General features: G+C 64.8%; 18 protein-coding genes. 1 reads left to right on the forward strand and 17 read right to left on the reverse strand.

Translation table 11 applies throughout. The annotated features are described in order from the left end of the window. From MA09_RS13450 to ndk, 14 genes are all read right to left on the reverse strand, one after another. Nucleotides 1–1,155 (reverse strand): ATP phosphoribosyltransferase regulatory subunit, encoded by a 1,155-nt coding sequence (locus tag MA09_RS13450; protein ID WP_036249250.1) that lies wholly within the window; start codon nt 1,153–1,155, stop codon nt 1–3. Nucleotides 1,156–1,483: 328 nt separating this feature from the next. After that, complete coding sequence (hflC, locus tag MA09_RS13455; RefSeq protein WP_036249252.1) at nt 1,484–2,356, reverse strand: protease modulator HflC; 873 nt, start codon at nt 2,354–2,356, stop codon at nt 1,484–1,486. Continuing rightward, entirely contained in the window at nt 2,356–3,639 is a 1,284-nt protein-coding gene (gene hflK / locus MA09_RS13460) for an FtsH protease activity modulator HflK (RefSeq protein WP_036249255.1), read from the reverse strand. Before hflK ends, hflC begins: the two co-directional genes overlap by 1 nt. A 3-nt stretch (nt 3,640–3,642) precedes the next feature. Further along, entirely contained in the window at nt 3,643–4,815 is a 1,173-nt protein-coding gene (gene hflX / locus MA09_RS13465; RefSeq protein WP_081897611.1) for a GTPase HflX, read from the reverse strand. A 32-nt stretch (nt 4,816–4,847) separates the two neighbouring features. Next, the gene (gene hfq / locus MA09_RS13470; protein WP_026354376.1) at nt 4,848–5,084 is read right to left on the reverse strand and encodes an RNA chaperone Hfq; all 237 of its coding nucleotides are present in this window, start codon (nt 5,082–5,084) and stop codon (nt 4,848–4,850) included. 154 nt (nt 5,085–5,238) lie between these two features. Beyond that, nucleotides 5,239–6,582: a ribosome biogenesis GTPase Der gene (gene der, locus MA09_RS13475; protein WP_036249258.1), complete on the reverse strand. Its 1,344-nt coding sequence runs from the start codon at nt 6,580–6,582 to the stop codon at nt 5,239–5,241. A gap of 9 nt (nt 6,583–6,591) precedes the next feature. Next, nucleotides 6,592–7,755 (reverse strand): outer membrane protein assembly factor BamB, encoded by a 1,164-nt coding sequence (gene bamB / locus MA09_RS13480; RefSeq protein WP_036249260.1) that lies wholly within the window; start codon nt 7,753–7,755, stop codon nt 6,592–6,594. 86 nt (nt 7,756–7,841) lie between these two features. After that, nucleotides 7,842–8,510 (reverse strand): tetratricopeptide repeat protein, encoded by a 669-nt coding sequence (locus tag MA09_RS13485; RefSeq protein ID WP_036249263.1) that lies wholly within the window; start codon nt 8,508–8,510, stop codon nt 7,842–7,844. 48 nt (nt 8,511–8,558) lie between these two features. Next, nucleotides 8,559–9,908, reverse strand: coding sequence for a histidine--tRNA ligase (gene hisS, locus MA09_RS13490; protein WP_036249265.1), 1,350 nt, complete (start codon nt 9,906–9,908; stop codon nt 8,559–8,561). Nucleotides 9,909–9,960: 52 nt separating this feature from the next. Then, nucleotides 9,961–11,244 (reverse strand): flavodoxin-dependent (E)-4-hydroxy-3-methylbut-2-enyl-diphosphate synthase, encoded by a 1,284-nt coding sequence (gene ispG, locus MA09_RS13495; RefSeq protein WP_036250045.1) that lies wholly within the window; start codon nt 11,242–11,244, stop codon nt 9,961–9,963. Nucleotides 11,245–11,270: 26 nt separating this feature from the next. Continuing rightward, nucleotides 11,271–12,299: a helix-turn-helix domain-containing protein gene (locus tag MA09_RS13500; RefSeq protein ID WP_036249268.1), complete on the reverse strand. Its 1,029-nt coding sequence runs from the start codon at nt 12,297–12,299 to the stop codon at nt 11,271–11,273. 10 nt (nt 12,300–12,309) lie between these two features. Then, nucleotides 12,310–13,107, reverse strand: coding sequence for a type IV pilus biogenesis/stability protein PilW (gene pilW / locus MA09_RS13505; protein WP_036249271.1), 798 nt, complete (start codon nt 13,105–13,107; stop codon nt 12,310–12,312). Next, a complete protein-coding gene (rlmN, locus tag MA09_RS13510; protein ID WP_036249274.1) occupies nt 13,107–14,276 on the reverse strand; it encodes a 23S rRNA (adenine(2503)-C(2))-methyltransferase RlmN in 1,170 nt (389 codons plus the stop codon). The genes pilW and rlmN overlap by 1 nt, the downstream gene beginning before the upstream one ends. Nucleotides 14,277–14,397: 121 nt before the next feature. Then, nucleotides 14,398–14,823, reverse strand: coding sequence for a nucleoside-diphosphate kinase (ndk, locus tag MA09_RS13515; protein ID WP_036249276.1), 426 nt, complete (start codon nt 14,821–14,823; stop codon nt 14,398–14,400). 232 nt (nt 14,824–15,055) lie between these two features. Between ndk and MA09_RS13520 the strand changes: the two genes are divergently transcribed. Continuing rightward, nucleotides 15,056–15,754, forward strand: coding sequence for a Bax inhibitor-1/YccA family protein (locus MA09_RS13520; protein WP_036249279.1), 699 nt, complete (start codon nt 15,056–15,058; stop codon nt 15,752–15,754). Nucleotides 15,755–15,922: 168 nt separating this feature from the next. On the opposite strand, the gene rlmD is transcribed toward MA09_RS13520, so the two are convergent. From rlmD to MA09_RS13535, 3 genes are all read right to left on the reverse strand, one after another. Next, nucleotides 15,923–17,311: a 23S rRNA (uracil(1939)-C(5))-methyltransferase RlmD gene (gene rlmD, locus MA09_RS13525; RefSeq protein WP_036250047.1), complete on the reverse strand. Its 1,389-nt coding sequence runs from the start codon at nt 17,309–17,311 to the stop codon at nt 15,923–15,925. A 251-nt stretch (nt 17,312–17,562) separates the two neighbouring features. After that, complete coding sequence (gene rpoS, locus MA09_RS13530; RefSeq protein WP_036249280.1) at nt 17,563–18,555, reverse strand: RNA polymerase sigma factor RpoS; 993 nt, start codon at nt 18,553–18,555, stop codon at nt 17,563–17,565. Nucleotides 18,556–18,688: 133 nt separating this feature from the next. Next, nucleotides 18,689–19,618 carry a peptidoglycan DD-metalloendopeptidase family protein gene (locus MA09_RS13535; protein WP_036249281.1) on the reverse strand — a complete coding sequence of 310 codons (930 nt, stop codon included), beginning with the start codon at nt 19,616–19,618 and terminating at the stop codon, nt 18,689–18,691. Nucleotides 19,619–19,658 lie beyond the last annotated feature (40 nt).

Genomic DNA, 19,658 nt, shown 5'->3' on the forward strand with positions numbered 1-19,658 from the left:
TTAACCTAAGTTTTTGAGAATCCAATTTCCGTTTTCGAGGACGAGCACGCGGTCGCACTCGAACTCGTCCTGAACATTGTCGTGACCCGGCATGGACTGGATCACGACTTCGCCTGCCTTGCGCAGGTCAGCGATTTTTTCCTTGAGCTCGGGAGCATTGCCCCACGGCGCCCTGATCGAGTGCTTGCGCTCGGCCGTCGGCAGCAGCCGCGCCAGTTCGCGCAGGTCGAGCGAGAAGCCGGTCGCCGGACGCGCGCGCCCGAAAGCCTCGCCCACATGGTCGTAGCGGCCGCCGCGCGCCACCGCATTCGGCAGGCCCGGCACGTAGAGCGCGAACATGGCGCCGCTTTCGTACTGGTAGCCGCGCAGGTCGGCCAGGTCGATCGCCACTCGCGCGCGGCCGATGGCGTGCGCGGACAGGGCAGCCAGCTCGGCCAGCGCACGGGTGATCCCCGGCAGGGCCGGCAAGACTTCTTTTGCACGCGCCAGCACCTCGACATCGCCGTACAGGTTCGGCAAGGCCAGGAGTGCCTTGCGGGTGCTCGGGGCGTAATGTTGCGTGAACTCGTCCAGGCCGGGCGCATCCTTGGCGCGCAGCAGGCAGGTCAGCTGGGCTTCATCGCGGCGCGCGGCCGGGTCTTCGGCCAGCAGGGCGCGCAGGATGCCGACATGGCACAGGTCGAGGCGGACGTCCGTGAAGCCGGCCAGCGCCAGCGAACCCAGTGCCAGCTCCTGGATCTCGGCATCGGCTTCCAGGCCGGCGTGGCCGTAGATCTCGGCGCCGATCTGGATCGGCTCGCGGGTGGCGTGCAGGCCCGACGGGCGGGTATGGAGGACGCTGCCGGCGTAGCACAGGCGCGTAACCGATTCGCGATTGAGCAGATGGGCGTCGATGCGCGCCACCTGGGTGGTCATGTCGGCGCGCAGGCCAAGCAGGCGGCCCGACAGCTGGTCGACCACCTTGAAGGTGCGCAGTTCGGTGTCCTGCCCTGCCCCGGCCAGCAGCGACTCGACGTACTCGAGCAGCGGCGGCATGACCAGCTCGTAGCCGTACAGGCGGAAGGTGTCGAGCATCTTGCGGCGCAGATCCTCGATCTTGCGCGCCTCGGACGGCAGGACATCGGCAATATTTTCAGGCAATAGCCAATTCGGCATGGGCAGACAGCTAACGGGTTGTTTTGAAGAGCAATGCTTTTGGCACGGCGGTAGGCACAGGCGTGCCGGCGCACGGTGCGAGCGCCGAATCGGCAATTTTACCCGAAAATGGTAAGCAGTAGGCGGGGGATGTTGGTTTGACAGCGTTGGCGGATTGCCATGGTGCCATGTTGCAACGCTTGTATAGACGGATAATGTAGGGTGGGCGGCTCTGCCGCCCACGCGGTGATGGTGACGATCTGAATTGCCGCGCGGGTGACATTAGCGCAATTGACCGCGTGGGCGGGAAACCAGTCCACTGGACTGTTTTCCCAGCCCACCCTACGATCTACTTCGAACCAGGCTGCTTGAAGTACTTGAAGAACTCCGAATTCGGATCCACCACCATCACGTCCCCGCGGTTCTTGAAGGTCGCGCGGTAGGCTTCCAGCGAACGGTAGAACTTGGCGAACTCCGGATTCTTGCCGAACGCGTCGGCGTAGATCACCGATGCCTTGGCATCGCCGTCGCCCTTGATCTTCTCGGCCTCGCGGAAGGCTTCGGCGATGATCACGGTGCGCTGGCGGTCGGCGTCGGCGCGGATCTGCTCGGATTCGGCGGCGCCGGTGGAGCGCAGCTCGTTGGCCACGCGCACGCGCTCGGCCTTCATGCGCTCGTACACCGAGTTGTTGATCTGCTCGATGTAGTCGACGCGCTTGAGCCGCACGTCCACCACGCCCACGCCGATCTCCTTGGCTTCGGCCACGACCTTTTCCTTCACCGCATTCATCACGGCGCCGCGTTCGCCCGAGATCACTTCGCGCACGGTGCGCTTGGTGATCTCGTCGTTCAGGGCCGCCTTGATGATCTGCGACAGGCGGTCGCGGGCGCGGGTTTCGTCGCCGCTGAAGCTGACGTAGTACAGGCGCGGATCGGTGATGCGCCATTTCATGAAGGCATCCACCAGGATGTTCTTCTTCTCGGCCGTGATGAAACGGTCGGCGTCAGGCGTGTCGAGCGTCAGGATGCGCTTGTCCAGGTAGACCACGTTCTGGAACGGCGGCGGCAGCTTGAAGTGCAGGCCCGGCTGGGTGATCACGTCGCGCACCTGGCCCAGGGCGAACACGATGGCGAAACGGCGCTGGTCGACCACGAACACGGTGGACGACAGCAGCATCAGGGCAATGAAGCCCGCCACAAAAAGAGTTACGAGGCGGTTCATTAACGGCTCTCCCGGTCACGTGAGGAATCGCGGCTCCGGCTGTCGCGCTGGCGCACCGAATCCATGGCTTGCATGACGTCCGACGGCGGCGCCGACTGCGGCACCTGCACCGGACCCGAACGGGCGCCGACGCTCTCGTTGCCGGCGCCCTGCTGGATCAGTTTGTCCAGCGGCAGGTAGATCATCGGATTGCCCGCGCGCGAATCGACCATCACCTTGCTGGTGCTGGAGAAGATCTGCTGCATCGTGTCGATGTACATGCGGTCGCGGGTGACGGCCGGCGCCTTGGCGTAGGCGGCCACCACCTGGTCGAAGCGCGAGGCGTTACCGGTTGCGTTCTCGACGACCATCGAGCGGTAGGCCTCGGCGTCCTGCATCAGGCGGAAGGCCTGGCCGCGCGCCTGCGGAATCACCTGGTTGGCATACGCTTCGCCTTCATTTCGCGCACGGGCGCGGTCCTGGCCGGCCTTGACGGCGTCGTCGAAGGCTTCCTGCACCTGTTCCGGCGGCTGCACGCCCTGCATGGTCACGTTCGTGATCAGCGCGCCCAGCGCGTAGCGGTCGAGGATCTGCTGCATCGCCTGGAGGACGTCGGCGGCAACCTTCTCGCGGCCTTCGTACAGGACAAAGTCCATCTTGCTCCTGCCGACGACCTCGCGGATGGTGGTCTCGGCGACCTGGCGCACGGTCTCGTCGTTCTCGCGGTTGTTGAACAGCCACTGGACCGGATCCTTGAGCGTGTACTGCACCGCGAACTGGATGTCGATGATGTTTTCATCGTCGGTCAGCATCAGCGACTCTTGCGGCTGCTTGTTGCGCACGTTGGCGCGGTAGCCGATCTCGGCGGTACGGATCGTCGACACGTTGACGGTCTCGTGGGCCTGGATCGGATACGGCCAGCGCCAGTTGAAGCCGGCACCCGTAGTATGGCTGAGCTTACCAAAGGTGGTGACGACGCCGGTCTGGCCTTCCTGCACGATGAAGGCGCCGCTCGCCAGCCAGATCAGGCCGACGATGGTCGCCACCACGCCCGCAGTGATGCCGGCGCCGCGCATGTCGCCACGGCCGCCAGGACCGCCGCCGCCGTCGCCGCCGTTGTTGCGGCCGCCGAAGATGCGGTTCAGGCGCGCGTTGAAGTCGCGCCAGAGTTGATCGAGGTCGGGCGGGCCTTCGCCCGGCCGGCGGCCCTCCTGGGCCTTGTGGTCACCGTCGGGCTTGTGGCCCCAACGTGGATCGTTCAGCGACAGTTTGATGCCGCAACGTTTTAATAAGGAAACGAGCATAGGCTAGTGTGGCCCGAGATGGGTAGGGGTTGTCATATTGTTCTCTGCAGGATTGGCGAGGGAGCCGCCCACCGCCGGTTCTTCCCCATCCCGCATGTGCTCCTGGCGCGCCGCCATCGCCGCCTCGACGATGGCATCCCGCAGCAGGTCCAGGCCGGCTCCGCTGTGGGCGCTGATGAAAACGCGGCTGATCTTATCATACTCATCACGCTCGATCCCGGGCTCCAGCCCGGCCGCGTCGATCTTGTTCCAGACCAGGATCTGGGGGACATGATCGGCGCCGATCTCGCGCAAGACTTCATTCACCTGCTCGATCTGTTCCATGCGCACCGGCGAGTTGCCGTCGACCACGTGCAGCAGGAGGTCGGCATGGATGGTTTCCTCCAGCGTGGCGCGGAACGCCGCCACCAGCTGGTGCGGCAGTTCGCGCACGAAGCCGACCGTATCGGAAATCACCACACTGCCCACTTCGTCGCCGAGGTAGAGCCGGCGGCTGGTGGTGTCGAGCGTTGCAAACAGCTGGTTCGCAACATACACCCCGGCCTTGGTGAGCGTATTGAACAGGGTCGACTTGCCGGCGTTGGTATAGCCGACCAGCGAGACCGAGAAAGTCTGGTTGCGCCCGCGCTGGCGGCGCTGGGTCTCGTGCTGCTTGCGCAGCTTGGTGAGACGGGTGCGCAGCATCTTGACGCGCTCGCCGATCAGGCGGCGGTCGGTCTCGAGCTGGGTTTCACCAGGGCCGCGCAGGCCGATACCGCCCTTCTGACGCTCCAGGTGGGTCCAGCCGCGGATCAGGCGCGTGGCCAGGTGCTGCAACTGCGCCAGCTCCACCTGCAGCTTGCCCTCGTGACTCTGGGCACGCTGGGCGAAGATGTCGAGAATCAGGCTGGTACGGTCGACCACCCGCACCTCGAGGCGGCGCTCGAGGTTACGCTGCTGGGCAGGCGACAGGGCGTGGTTGAAGATGACGAGGTCGATCCCGTCGGCCTTGCAGGCCATCTTGATCTCGTCGGCCTTGCCGCTGCCGACGAAATGGGCCGGATCGGGACTGCTGCGCTTGGCCGTGACCGTGGTGATCGGTTCGGCGCCGGCGGAACGCGCAAGGAGCGACAGCTCTTCCAGGCTGGCGGTGAAATCGCCAGCACCAAAATCGATGCCGACCAGCGCTGCGCGCATGGTGGTGTTGCCGGGGGCGTCAGCCATCGGCCTTACTCGGCTTCGGAGTCGAGGTTAAGGTTGACGGCACGTGCCGGGACGACAGTGGAAATGGCATGCTTGTAGACCATCTGGGTCACGGTATTACGAAGCAGGACGACGTACTGGTCGAAGGATTCGATGTGGCCTTGCAGCTTGATGCCGTTGACCAGGTAAATGGAGACGGGGACGTGCTCCTTGCGCAGCGCGTTCAGGAATGGGTCTTGTAACAGTTGCCCTTTGTTGCTCATAACAGCTCCGTAATGTTGTTGTAATTCAGTGGGTGTAGATGCGAGTTTGTGGCAATTTGCCATTTTTCAAGTGCCTGGGCCACATTCCGCTGTGGCGAATGAAAGCCCTGAGCTACTGTAACCTGTTTCGCCACTTTTTGTCGTACTGCTACGGCTAATTCTGCTCCTTGGCAAAGGGATTCTTACCGGATTTGAATTCGATGCGCACCGGGGTACCGACCAGGTTGAAGGTATCGCGGAAATGCTTTTCCAGATAGCGCTTGTACGGGTCGCTGACGGCTTCCAGCGCATTGCCGTGGATGACGATGATGGGCGGGTTCTGGCCGCCCTGGTGGGCATAGCGCATCTTGGGACGGGTGCTGCCCTTGCGTTTCGGTTCCTGCTTCTCGATCGCTTCCTGCAGCGCGCGGGTCAGGCGCGGGGTCGACAGGTTGGCCGTGGCCGCCGCATAGGCCGCATCCACCGACTTCATCAGCTGGCTGATGCCGGTGCCCTTCAGGGCCGAGATGAAATGGGTCTTGGCAAACGACAGGAAGTCCAGCTTGCGGTCGAGGTCCATCTTGACCTGGTCGCGCTGGTCCGACTGCAGGCCGTCCCACTTGTTGACGGCCACCACCAGCGCCCTGCCCGACTCCAGGATGAAGCCGGCGATGTGGGCATCCTGTTCGGAGATGTCCTGCTGGGCATCGAGCAACAGGATGATGACGTTGGCATCCGAAATCGACTGCATCGTCTTGATCACCGAGAATTTCTCGATGGCCTCGAAGATCTTGCCGCGGCGGCGGATACCGGCGGTATCGATCAAGGTGTATTTCTTGCCTTCGCGTTCGAAGGGCACTTCGATCGAGTCGCGGGTAGTGCCCGGCATGTCGAAGGCGATCACGCGCTGCTCGCCGACCAGGGTGTTGATCAGGGTCGATTTGCCGACGTTGGGGCGGCCGACGATGGCGATCTTGATGCCGTGGTCGGGATGCTCCGCTTCCTCTTCCTCGTCGGGACGGTTGGCGAAGGCGAAATCGAGCGCCTCGTTCACCAGGTCGTGCACGCCGTCGCCGTGGGCGGCGGAAATGACATACGGATCGCCCATGCCCAGCTCGTAGAAGTCGGCAGTGACCGAGGTGTACTTCATGCCCTCGGACTTATTAACCACTAGCATGACTTTCCGGCCCGTCTTGCGCAGGTAATCGGTGATGGTCTTGTCGTGCGGGGTCAGCCCCTGGCGGCCGTCGACGATGAACACGACGACGTCGGCTTCCGCCACCGCCTGGCGCGTTTGCAGCGCCATCTCGTGCATGATGCCCTCTTTGGCCACCGGCTCGAAACCGCCGGTGTCGATGACCAGGAACGGCCGTTCGCCGATCCGGCCTTCGCCATAGTGGCGGTCGCGGGTCAGGCCAGGGAGGTCGGCCACCAGCGCGTCCCGCGAGCGGGTCAGGCGGTTGAATAGGGTCGACTTCCCGACGTTCGGGCGACCAACGAGTGCAATTACCGGCTTCATGTAGTTATTCTATTCGACCGCGATGGCGGCCACAGTTCCATTTTGTGTTTGAAAAATCAGGTGCGATCCAGCCACCACCGGGGTGCCGATGACGGCGCTGCCGTCGGTTGCGGCGCGTGCAAGGAAGGAGCCGTCTTCGCGCGACAGGAAGTGCACGATGCCCTGGTAGTCGCCGACCGCCACCGCGCGTCCATACGAGATGGGGGTCGACAGGCGGCGGAAGGCCAGCTTGTCGTTCTTCCAGGCATTCGAGCCGGTGTCGCGGTTGAAGGCGTACAGGGCGCCCTTGTCGTCCGCGGCGAACACGAAGCGCTGGTCGACGGCGACGCCGACTTCGGAAGACAGGTCGCGGGTCCACTTGGGCGAACCGGCCGCCGCGTCGAAGCAGGCAACCCGGCCCTGGTAGGAGGCGGCGCAGACCTCGCCCTCGAACAGCACCGGGGCGCCGCCGATGTCGGTCACGCGCTCGAGCTCGGTGGCGCCGCGCGCCACGCCCACTTCCTGGTCCCAGCGCGGCGCGCCGGTGGCCAGGATCATGGAGGACAGGCGGCCGGCCGGCTGGGCGACGATGACGTCGCTGCCGTTGATGATCATGCCCGGCGCGGTGCGCAGGGTCAGCGACGGGGTCACGCGCTGCACGGTCCATTTCTTTTCGCCGGTCTTGGCGTCCAGGCCGACGATGCGGTTGTCGAGGCTGCGGGCGACGACGATGCCCTGCCCCACTACCGGCGAAGACAGGAGCTCGCTCGACAGCTGCGAGGTCCACAGCTTCTTGCCGTCCATGTCGAAGGCGATCACGGTGCCCTTGGTGCCGCCGACCACGATCAGGTTGCCGTCGGTGCCGACGCCCGCCGACAGCTCGCTGCCGGCCTTGATGCGCCACAACTGCTTTCCGCTGTCCGCTTCGACGCGGGCGATGTCGCCCTGACCGCCGGCCACCACCACGGTGTTGCCGGCCAGTGCAGGCGAAAACGTGTACGGGCCGGCCTTGCCGATGTCGAGCTTCCATGCGGTACGCACGGCCATGCTCGCCTTCAGTTCGCTCAGGGGCGCCGGCTGGTCGGTCTTCGACTTCGAGGCGAAGGGATTGAGCGAGCCGAGCGAGGGCAGGCTCGAGCAACCCGTGATCAGGGCCAGTACACCGACACCAACAAGTTTGCTGCTAATACGCATATTCTTTTACCTTGTTCCTGGACTGTAGAGGACGCAAAGCCCGCGCCCGACCGTTCGCGGCGGGTGCGGGCCTTCAATCTTGAGGGTTACGCAGCGGCCGCGGCGCCCTTGGCTGTCGCTTCCGGCACGGTGCCGCCGATGGCTTCGAGCTTGACCTGGACCAGCTGGCGACCCGGATTATCCTTGTGCATTGCTGCCAGCGCGGCCACGTAGGCCTGACGTGCTTCGGCGATCTTGTTCTGCGCCACCAGGACGTCGCCCTTGCGGTCGGCCACTTCAGCCGAGAACTGCTCGGGGAACTTGTCATTCAGCAGCTTGAGGGCGGCGTCATACGACTTCTCGTCCAGCAGCACGCCGGCCAGGCGCAGCTTGGCAATGGCCTTGTACTCGTCGTTGCCATTGTCCGCCACCCATTGCAGCTGGGCCCTGGCGGTCTTCAGGTCGCTTGCCTCGAACGCCGTCTTGGCAGCAGCCAGGGCCGCCATCTGGGCATAGACGGTGCCTTCGTACTTCTGCTTGATGTCGCCGGCGATGCGCTGGGCCTTGGCGTTGTCGCTGGCGCCGAGCGCGGCCTGCAGCTCGTCGTACAGCGCCGAGGCCTCGACGGCCTGGGTGCGCTGGCGCGACTGCCAGAAGTTGTAGCCGGCGTAGGCGAGGAGCGCGACGATCAGCACGCCCATGATGAGGTTGCCGAAACGGGCCCAGAAGGCCTTGAAGTTCGCTATCTGTTCCTGTTCTTCGAGGTCGTATGCCATTGTCTGCTCAGTGTCTGTCGTTATTGTGTTGGTGAATCGGTACCGGTCTTAAGGGTGGTAATGCACGTGATCATGATCGTGGTCGTGATCGCCGACGATCTGGTCGACCACATAGTCGACCACGTCTTCGAAAGCGACCTTCGATTGCTGCTGCTCGCCCGCCGCCTTGTCGACGTCTGCGCGCATTGCCTTGACGACTGCCTGGTTCGACGCGATTTCGTCCTCGCCGATGATGACGGCGAACGCGGCGCCGCTGCCGTCGGCCTTCTTCATCTGGCTCTTGAAGCTGCCCGCACCTGCCGGCGTTGCGCAATGTAACACAACATCCAGGCCGGCATCCCGCAGGCGCTCGCCCAGGATGAAGGCTTGCAGCTGGGCGTCCTCGCCCTGGTGCACCAGGTAGACGTCGCACTGGCTTGGCGTCTGGGTCTCGCCCAGGCCCTTCATCAGTTCGATGATGCGCTCGATGCCCATCGCGAAGCCGACCGCGGGGGTCGCCTTGCCGCCGAACTGCTCGATCAGCGGATCGTAGCGGCCGCCCGCGCAGATGGTGCCCTGCGAGCCCAGCTCGTCGGTGACCCACTCGAACACGGTGCGGTTGTAGTAATCGAGGCCGCGCACCAGGCGCGGGTTGATGGTGTACTGCACCGCGTTGCGGTCCAGGATCTTGCGCAGGCCGTTCAGGTGCGCCAGCGACTCTTCGCCCAGGTAGTCGAGCAGCTTGGGCGCGCCGTTGACCATGTCCTGCATGGCCGGGTTCTTGGTGTCCAGGATGCGCAGCGGGTTGCTGTGCAGGCGGCGCTTGGCTTCCAGGTCGAGGATGTCTTCGTGCTTCTCGAGGTAGGCGATCAGGTCGGCGCGGTGGCGCAGGCGCTCGTCGGCATTGCCGATCGAATTCAGCTCGAGGCGCACGTTCTGCAGGCCGAGGTCGTCCCACAGGCGGCGGCACAGCATGATCAGCTCGGCGTCGATGTCCGGGCCCGAGAAGCCGACGGCTTCGGCGCCGAACTGGAAGAACTGGCGGTAGCGGCCGCGCTGCGGGCGCTCGTGGCGGAACATCGGGCCCTTGTACCACAGGCGCTTGGGGCCGTCGTACACGAGGTTATGTTCGAGTACGGCGCGCACCACGCCAGCGGTGCCCTCCGGACGCAGGGTCAACTGGTCGCCGTTCATCGAATCCTCGAAGGAGTACATCTCCTTCTCGACGATGTCGGTGACGGCGCCGATGGCGCGCGCGAACAGGGACGTGTCCTCGACGATCGGGGTGACGATCTTCTGGTAGCCGTAGCTCTTCAGGATGGTCTCGGCGGTGTTCTCGAACAGCTCCCACATCGGTGCATCTTGCGGGAGGATGTCGTTCATGCCTTTGACGGCGACGATTTTTTCTGGTTTGGACATATTTTCTTTCGCTTCTCGTAGGGTGGGCGGGAGACCCGCCCACCCTACAGTCTTATTCTGGCACGGCTTCGCGTCCGTAGTTCTTCTGCACGTAGTTCAGCACGATGGTCTTGAACTCGTCGACGATGCGCTCGCCGCGCAAGGTCGCCACCTTCTGCCCGTCGACGAACACCGGCGCCGCCGGCGATTCCCCCGTGCCCGGCAGGCTGATGCCGATGTTGGCGTGCTTCGATTCGCCCGGGCCGTTCACGATGCAGCCCATCACGGCCACGTTCATCGCTTCCACGCCCGGATAGGTCTTCTTCCATTCCGGCATCTGCTCGCGCAGGAAAGTCTGGATGTTGTCCGCCAGCTCCTGGAACACGGTCGAGGTGGTCCGGCCGCAGCCCGGGCAGGCGATCACCATCGGGGTGAACTTGCGCAGGCCCATGGTCTGCAGGATCTCCTGGCCGACCACGACTTCCCTGGTGCGGTCGCCGCCCGGTTCCGGCGTCAGCGAAATGCGGATGGTGTCGCCGATGCCTTCCTGCAGCAGCACCGACAGCGCCGCGGTCGAAGCGACGATACCCTTGCTGCCCATGCCGGCCTCGGTCAGGCCCAGGTGCAGCGGATAGTCGCAGCGGCGCGCCAGTTCGCGGTAGACGGCGATCAGGTCCTGCACGCCCGACACCTTGCACGACAGGATGATCTTGTCGCGCGCCAGGCCGACTTCTTCGGCGCGCACGGCGTTCTCGATCGCCGAGGTGATGAGCGCTTCGTACATCACGGCCTGGGCGCTCCACGGGGTGGCGCGGGCGGCATTCTCGTCCATGATCCGCGCCAGCAGGGACTGGTCGAGCGAGCCCCAGTTGACGCCGATGCGCACCGGCTTGTCGTACCTTGCGGCGATCTCGATCATCTGGGCGAACTGGGTGTCGCGCTTGGCGCCCTGTCCCACGTTGCCCGGGTTGATGCGGTACTTCGACAGCGCCTGCGCGCATTCCGGATAGTCGCGCAGCAGCAGGTGGCCGTTGTAGTGGAAGTCGCCCACCAGCGGGGTGTCGATTTCCATGCGGTCGAGCTGTTCGCGGATCGCCGGCACCGCGGCGGCGGCGGCCGGAGTATCCACGGTGATGCGGACGATCTCGGAACCGGCGCGCGCCAGTTCCTTCACCTGGATCGCAGTGCCGATCGCGTCGGCGGTGTCGGTGTTGGTCATCGACTGCACCACCACCGGCGCATCGCCGCCGACCCAGACAGTGCGCTGGCCATGCGAGACCGCGACCTTCCGGCTCGCGCGGCGCGCCAGCGGGCCTGAAGGAATCGGTTCGCCGATACAGGGTTGATTCACGATCATGTTCTGTTCCATGCTTGCTTCAACGATTACTTCAAGGACACTTGGGCGAACTTCTTGCCCGGCGCCTGCTCCAGGCTGACAGCCGAACCACGCAGGGTCGCCGTCACGGCGCCCGGGTTACCGACGGTCAGGGTGCCCGGTCCGGTGACGTCGATGGTCTCGGTCGAGCCGGCCTTGACCTCGCGCCAGAGGACGCGCTTGCCACCGACGACCACGCCGACCCAGGCGTCTTCACGCACGTTCAGCACCAACGCGTTGGCGCCGGCGGCTGCCGGGGCTGCCGCCGGGGTTGCCGCCGGGGTTGCAGGCGCGGCGGTCACGGGTGCTGCCAGCGTGGCCGCCGGCGCGGCCGGCGTGGCGCCTGGCGCAGTTGCGGGCGCGGTTGCCGGTGCTGCAGCCGGCGGCGTCGCGCCGGCCGGGGCAGTGCCTGCCGGGGCAGTGCCTGCCGGCGCGGCGGCGCCCTCGCCTGCCGGCGCCGGCACCGAGATCAGGGGCACCGACGGGTTCAGCAGAGGATCCTGCGCTGCCGGTGCGCCGCCGCTCGGCGTCAGTGCGGGCGTCTCGAGCACGGCGGCGTTGTCGGCTTCCGGCTGCTGGCTGCCCGGGATCAGGCCGAAGTGCCAGAGCGCGGCGCCGGCGGCGACCAGCACCACGGCGCCGGCGACCAGGCCGACCGGCACTTTATTGCGCTTGCCGCCGATCGGGAAACGGCTTTGCGAGAACGAGGCCGGACGCTGCTCGCGGCGCGGAATCGAGGCGGTCGCGCCAGCCTGGGCTTCCGGCGGCATGTTCATCTCGATCTTGGCGACCAGCGGGGTGGCGTCGATCTTCAGCAGCTTGGCGTAGGCGCGCACGAAGCCGCGCGTCACGGCCGGGCTCGGGAGCGAGGCGTAGTCGCCGGCTTCCAGCGCCACCACCTGGCGCGGCGCCAGCTTCAGCTGGTCGGCCACCTGCTCCACGCTCCAGCCCATCGCTTCGCGCTGGGACTGCAGGGTCTTGCCGGGAATGCCAGCGTCGTTGCCCGGCGTGGCCGGCTGGTCTGCATGCTCGTTCATGTTGCTAGTCTCACTCAAATGCGCCGCGCTCGAAGGCCGCGTACTCCGGCGAACCGGGGAAACGCCGCCGCAGCTGGGCTGCCAGGCTGGCTTCCTGCGTCCGGTCGCCCAGCTTGCGCTGCACGCGCAAAGCCAGCCAGAGCGCGTCGGCCGACAGCGTGTCGAGTTTCGAAGTCTCGATCAGGCGGTTAATGAAAAAACCGGCGCGCGTGTAGTCGCGCCGCTCGTAGTAGGCCCGCGCCAGGCCGGCATTCGTCGCCTGCAGGTCGGGGTTGTAACGCACGGCCTCGAGCAGGTAGCGCTCGGCGGCCTGGAAATTCTTGCTGCGGATGCTGCACAGCCCCGCATTCACCAGCGCGCTCACGGGAGTCTGGTAGCTCGGATTGCGCAGCGCCGTATCGAAGTAAGGCATCGCCTGGGCCGGCTTGTTCAGCGAGGTGCACAGGAAGGACCCGTAGTTGTTCGACAGGTCCGGGTTGCCCGGCTTGAGGCGCAGCGCAGTCTGGTAGTTCTCGTCGGCCAGCGGCAGCTGGCCCATCGCGGTGTAGATCAGCGCGCGCAGGCCGTAGGCCTCGGCATTGCCGGGGTCGGCCGCAATCGCCTGCTTGACCTCGTCGAGGGCGGTCTCGTACTGGCCGTTCTGGTAGTAGCCGACCGCCAGCTGCAGCCGGATCGACGCGCGCTTTTCCGCCGCCGTCACGTCGGACGCGGTCTTCAGTTCGCCGCCGCTGCCGCTGCCATTGCTGGCGCAGCCGGCCAGCACGGCCAGCGCGACGACAAGAACGGCACGGCCGGCGGCGCGGCCCATCAGGACGGGATCTCCACGATGCGCCCGAAGTCGGCGCCGAACTTCTTCTGGTACTCGGCCATCTTTTCCATGCGCTGGGCCACGCGGGTGCGGTCCTGCACCTCGCCGGCCAGTTGGCCGCAGGCGGCGTCGATATCGTCGCCGCGCGTCTTGCGCACGGTGGTGACGATGCCGGCGTCCATCAGCACCTGGGCGAAGGCCTTGATGCGCGGGTTCTTCGAGCGGGTCAGGCCCGACTCCGGGAACGGGTTGAACGGGATCAGGTTGAACTTGCAGTTCACGCCCACCACCGGGTCGTTCACCAGCGCGATCAGTTCGCGCGCATGCTCGTCGCTGTCGTTGAAACCGTCGAGCATGCAGTACTCGAAGGTGATGAAGTCGCGCGGGGCAAACTCCAGGTAGCGCTTGCACGCGGCCAGCAGCTCGCGCAGCGGGTATTTCTTGTTGAGCGGCACCAGGATGTCGCGCAGGGCGTCGTTCGACGCGTGCAGCGACACGGCCAGGGCCACCGGCACGTCCTGCGACAGCTTGTCGATGTTCGGCACCACGCCCGAGGTCGACAGGGTCACGCGGCGGCGCGACAGGCCGTAGGCGTTATCGTCGAGCATCATCTTGAGCGCGGTCGCGGTCGGCTCGTAGTTGAGCAGCGGTTCGCCCATGCCCATCATGACCACGTTGGTGATCTGGCGCTCGCCCTTGGGCCCCGGCTCGATGCCCTTGGTCTTGCGCAGCTCGAACTCGGCCATCCACAGCTGGCCGATGATCTCGGCCACGGTAAGGTTGCGGTTGAAGCCCTGCTTGCCGGTCGAGCAGAAGCGGCAGTTGACGGCGCAGCCGGCCTGGGTCGAGATGCACAGCGTGCCGCGGTTTTCTTCCGGAATGAACACGGTTTCCACGGCATTGCCATTGCCCACGTCGACCAGCCACTTGCGGGTGCCGTCAAGCGAGGTATGGTCGCTGATGATGCCCGGCGCACGGACTTCGGCGCGGGTCTTGAGTTTTTCGCGCAGCGACTTGGCCAGGTCGGTCATGTCGTCGAAGCTCGACGCGCCGAACTGGTGGATCCAACGTTGGAGCTGCTTGGCGCGGAACGGTTTCTCACCCAGCTCGGCGCAGTACGCAACGAGTTGCGCGGGATCGAAGTCCAGCAGGTTGGTGAGAGTCGTCATGGCAAAATCCTTTATTCCTGAAGCCACTCGCGCCGGCCTTGCCGCGAGCGAGTGGCTTACTCATTTAAATTAGTCCGGGGAAATCAACCGGGGCGCGCCCCGGATGCGCTCCCCCTACTAATTAACGCGAGTAGACGTTCAGTGCCGGGAAGAAGTAGGCGATTTCCACAGCAGCAGTTTCAGCGGCGTCCGAACCGTGGACGGCGTTGGCGTCGATCGAGTCGGCGAAGTCGGCGCGGATGGTGCCGGCTTCTGCTTTCTTCGGATCGGTGGCGCCCATCAGGTCGCGGTTCTTCAGGATCGCGCCTTCGCCTTCCAGCACCTGGATCATCACCGGACCCGAGATCATGAAGTTCACGAGGTCCTTGAAGAACGGACGCGCTGCGTGCACCGCGTAGAAGCCTTCGGCTTCGGCTTGCGACAGCTGGGTCATGCGGGCAGCAACGATCTTCAGGCCAGCGCCTTCGAAGCGGCTATAGATTTGGCCGATCACGTTTTTTGCAACTGCGTCCGGTTTGATGATCGACAGGGTGCGTTCGATTGCCATGTAAAAACTCCAATAAAAGTAAGGTTTAGATCAAGAACTTCTAGATAATTTCTGAACTCAATCAACCTTTAATTTTACCATACATCCCTCATATAACCGATATTGCGGCACTGGCAAGCAAAGTGGTAGAGTTGCGGAGCAAAATCGTCCTGGTTTCAGCCCTGCTTAAGCTACAACTAAGTTGGCCGATGTAAGTTTCCAGTGACGCTCATCCACTAACCGGAGGCACAAGATGTTCCCAAACTCGCAATCGCAAGGTACTGTTGACCTGACCAAAGGCGCTGGTAGTGCGGTTACCCGCAACAAGGTATTGCGCAACACCTACTGGCTGCTCGCGCTGTCGATGATCCCGACCGTGCTGGGCGCTTTCATCGGCGTATCGATGGAGCTGCCGATGCTGAGCGGCGGCATGGGCTTCATCATCTTCCTCGCCATCGCGTTCGGCTTCATGTTCGCGATCGAGAAGACCAAGCATTCGGCGGTCGGCGTGGCCATGCTGCTGGGCTTCACCTTCTTCATGGGCCTGATGCTGACCCCGCTGCTGCGCCACACCCTCGGCTACAGCAACGGCGGTTCGCTGATCATGACCGCCTTCGGCGGCACCGCCTGCGTGTTTGCCGTGATGGCAAGCATTGCCACCACGACCAAGCGCGACTTCTCGGGCATGGGCAGCTGGCTGTTTGCCGGCGTGATCGTACTGCTGCTGGCGATCGTGGCCAACATCTTCCTGCAGATGTCGGCGATCTCGATCGTCGTCTCGGTGCTGGCAATCGGTATCTTCTCGGCCTTCATCCTGTATGACGTGCAGCGCATCGTCAACGGCGGCGAGACCAACTACATCAGCGCGACCCTGGCAATCTACCTGGATGTGTACAACATCTTCACCAGCCTGCTGCGCCTGCTGGGCCTGGCCGGCGGCAGCGACGACTGAGCGGTCTCAGCTGCAATGACAAAGCCGACCAGATGGTCGGCTTTTTTTTTGCGCTTCCTGCAGGACGGCCGATTCTGCCGACCGCGCGTTCAGCCACCCCTGGAATCGTCGCGTCGCATCCGTTTACACTGGATCGGGCGCGCGGCCGGCGAAGCCGGCCATCCTGCTTCAAGCGGCCTCGGCAGGCACTTCGTAGGCGGCCGCCGCCACCGGCTTCGGGCCCAGTTCGAACACTGCAATCGACTCCACGTGCGAGGTATGCGGGAACATATTGCACACCCCCGCCTTCTTCAGCACGTACCCGGCCTTGTGAACCAGAATGCCCGCATCGCGCGCCAGCGTCGACGGGCTGCAGGACACGTACACGATCCGCTGCGGCATCAGCTCCTCATGCGTCTGGCGCAGGTCGGCCAGCGCCAGCGACAGCGCCATCGCGCCGTCGCGCGGCGGGTCGACCAGCATGCGCTCAAAACGGCCGAGCGCGACCAGGTCTTCCTTGGTCACTTCGAACAGGTTGCGGGTCGAGAACGAGGTCTTGGCGGCCAGCCCGTTGGCCTGCGCATTTTCCAGCGCACGCGTGGTCAGCGCGGTGCTGCCTTCGATGCCCACCACTTCGCGCGCCTGGGTTGCCAGCGGCAGCGTGAAATTGCCCAGGCCGCAGAACAGGTCGGCCACCCGCTCGCCCGGCTGAACGTCCAGCAGCCGCAGCGCCTTCGATACGAGGACGCGGTTGATCTGGTGATTCACCTGGGTGAAGTCGGTCGGCTTGAACGGCATCCTGATGCCGAATTCCGGCAGCGTGTAGTAGAGTTCCTTGCCCAGCGGGTAGTATGGGTAGGCGGTATCCGGGCCTTTCGGCTGCAGCCACCACTGGATCTCCCATTTGTCGGCAAAGGCCTTGGCCAATTCCTCGTCCGCCGGGGTGAGCGGCGCCATGATACGCAGCACCAGGACGGTCACCTCTTCGCCGATGGCGACTTCGATCTGCGGCATCTGGTTGTAGATCGACAGCTGGCCGACGAACTCGCGCAGCGGCACGATCAGGCGCGCCACGTGGTCCGGCAGGATTTCGCAATAGGTAATGTCGGCCACGTAGGACGAGGCGCGCTCGTGGAAGCCCACCAGCACCCCGCCCTTCTTGGCCACGTGGCGCACCGACAGGCGCGCCCGGTAGCGGTAATCCCAGGTCGGGCCGTACAGCGGGCGCATGATGTTCTCGGCCTTCACCTTGCCAAGGTGCCAGAGGTTGTCCTCGAGGACGCGCTGCTTCATCGCGACCTGGGCCGAGGGCTCCAGGTGCTGCATCGAGCAGCCGCCGCAGTAGCCGAAGTGCTGGCACTTGGGCTCGACCCGCATCGACGAGGCGCGCTGCAGGGTGACCATCCGGCCCGACTCCCAGTTCTTCTTCTTGCGCAGGGTCTCAAAGCTGACGCGCTCGCCCGGCAGTGCGCCTTCGACGAAGATCACCTTGCCCGGGGTGCCGTCTTCATTCTCGAGGTGGCCGACGCCGCGCGCGTCCGCATCCAGGGCTTTGATGTCGATGAAAGTTTCTTGCATGGTGGTCAAAAGAATTAGGGAGTGGGCGCAGGACTCGCTGCGCATGGAGTTCGCCAATAAAAAATGGGCGGAATGCGCCCGGGCAGCATGATAGCAAGGAAATGGGGTGGGTGCTACAACAGGGATGATCGTAGGGTGGCAGGGTGATTTCGGGCAATGCCAGGGATGGCGCCCACGCGGTGATCGTTGGCGCATGAACCTCCGCGACAGTGCTGGAGACAGTTGGCCGCGTGGGCGGCGACCCGCCCACCCTACAAAAGCGAATCCCGCACCACTCCGCGCGCCGCCATCGCGCGCTTGAGCTTGACCAGCGCCTCCTGCTGGATCTGGCGTACCCGCTCGCGCGTCACGCCCATCTCCTCGGCCAAGGTCTCCAGCGTGGCCGGATCGTCGTTGTCCAGCCCGAAGCGCCGCGTGACCACCAGGCGCTGCTTGTCCGGCAGCCGTGTCAGCCAGTCGCGCACCAGGGCCGTCATTTCATGCTGCTCGGCGCGCGCGTCCGGACTGGCTTCGCCGTCGTCGGGCAGCATGTCCATCAGGCTGGAGGTCGGGTCGTTGTCGAGCGGAGCGTCAAGCGAGGCGGCGTGCTCGGACAGTGCCAGGATGTCCTGCACCTCCTCCACCGGCCGCCCGACCAGGCTGGCGATATCCTCGCTGGAGGCTTCCTTGCCGTCGTGCTTCTGTGCCTCGAGGTGGTACTTGGCGCGCAGGATCTGGTTGAGTTCGCGCACCATGTGCACCGGCAGGCGCACTGTGCGCGCCTGGTTCATGATGGCGCGCTCGATGCTCTGGCGGATCCACCAGGTGGCGTAGGTGGAAAAACGGAAACCGCGCTCGGGCTCGAACTTGTCGATGGCGCGCATCAGGCCGATGTTGCCTTCTTCGATCAGGTCGAGCAGCACGACGCCGCGGTTGATGTAGTGCTTGGCGATCGAGACGACCAGGCGCAGGTTATGCTCGATCATCTTCTGGCGCGCCGCGAAGTCGCCCGCCTTGGCCAGCGTGGCGACCTGGACTTCCTCGGCCGCGCTCAGGAGCGGGCGGGTGCCGATCTGGTTGAGGTAGTGCTGGGTGGTGTCGGTGGCGAGTTCGGCCTGCAAGACCTTGCGCAACTCGTCCACCGTGTCCACGTCGGGCCCGGGAAGGATGTCCTCCCCGTCGGTCGCAGCGCCGCCGCCGTGCTCCGGTTCGTCCGGAAACTCGTCTGACTCCTGCGGATCCAGCGTGTGCGGCGGCTGCGTCATAAGCTTCCTACGCGTCTGTGAAAAATTCGCCCATGGCTGCGTTGCCTCCTCTCGCCGTACTAACGTACTGTCTTCGACTCGGCGTCGGATCGCGCAGCACTTGCCGTGGGCGTTTTTTCACACCCGCGAACCTCTATCGACCGGGCAGGAACCTCGCCGGATCGACGGGTTTGCCCTGTTGGCGTATTTCGAAATGCAATTTCACCGAGTCGGCGTCCGAGTCGCCCATTTCCGCGATCATCTGGCCCTTGGCCACGTTGTCGCCTTCCTTGACGACGATCTTGCGGTTGTGCGCGTAAGCCGACAGCAAGCTGTTGTTGTGCTTGACGATGACGAGGTTACCATAACCCCGGATGCCACTGCCAGCGTACATTACCTTCCCGGCGCCCGCAGCCACCACCTGCTGGCCCGGACGGCCGGCAATGTCGATGCCCTTGTTGCGGCCTTCGTCGAAGGTAGCGACGATGCGGCCGTCGGCCGGCCACATCCAGCTCAGCTTGTCGTCGTCATTCGCGCTCGCCGTGCTGCTGGCAGCGACCGCCGGGGTTGCCGCCGCAGGCGTCGGCTGGGCCGGCGCGGCCGGGCGCACCGGCTCGGTGCGCGCGCCCGATTCCGGACGGGCGGCAACGGTCTCATTGTACGGCTGCTTGTCGGCGCGCGGCTCGGTCTTGCGCGGCGGGGTGACGCTCGGCGGCATCGGCACCGGCTGGGTCTGAACGCCGGCGGTGCGCTCGCCGCGTTCCGGCGCCGACACGCGCAGGACCTGGCCGACCTTGATGTCGTCCGGGTCGCGCAGGTTGTTCCAGGCGACGATGTCGCGGTAGTTCTCGCCATGGTCCAGTGCGATACGCAGCAGGGTGTCGCCACGGCGCACGGTGTACATGCCCTTCTCTTCCTTCGGCTCCTCGACGCGGGTCGCCGGGGCCGGACGCGACTGGACGACTTTTGGCGCGGCGGCACGTTCGACGACAGGCGCCTGGCGGGTCACGGAATTACAGCCGGCCAGCAGGCTCAAGGCAAGAGTAATCAGGGCAAGACGGGGCAAATGGGATGCTTGTTTCATTGTCTTTCTATTTTCTGTTCATGTTCTGTGGCGCGCCGTC

Origin of the sequence: Massilia sp. BSC265, assembly GCF_000740675.1 — a bacterium.
Taxonomy (GTDB): Bacteria; Pseudomonadota; Gammaproteobacteria; order Burkholderiales; family Burkholderiaceae_D; genus Telluria.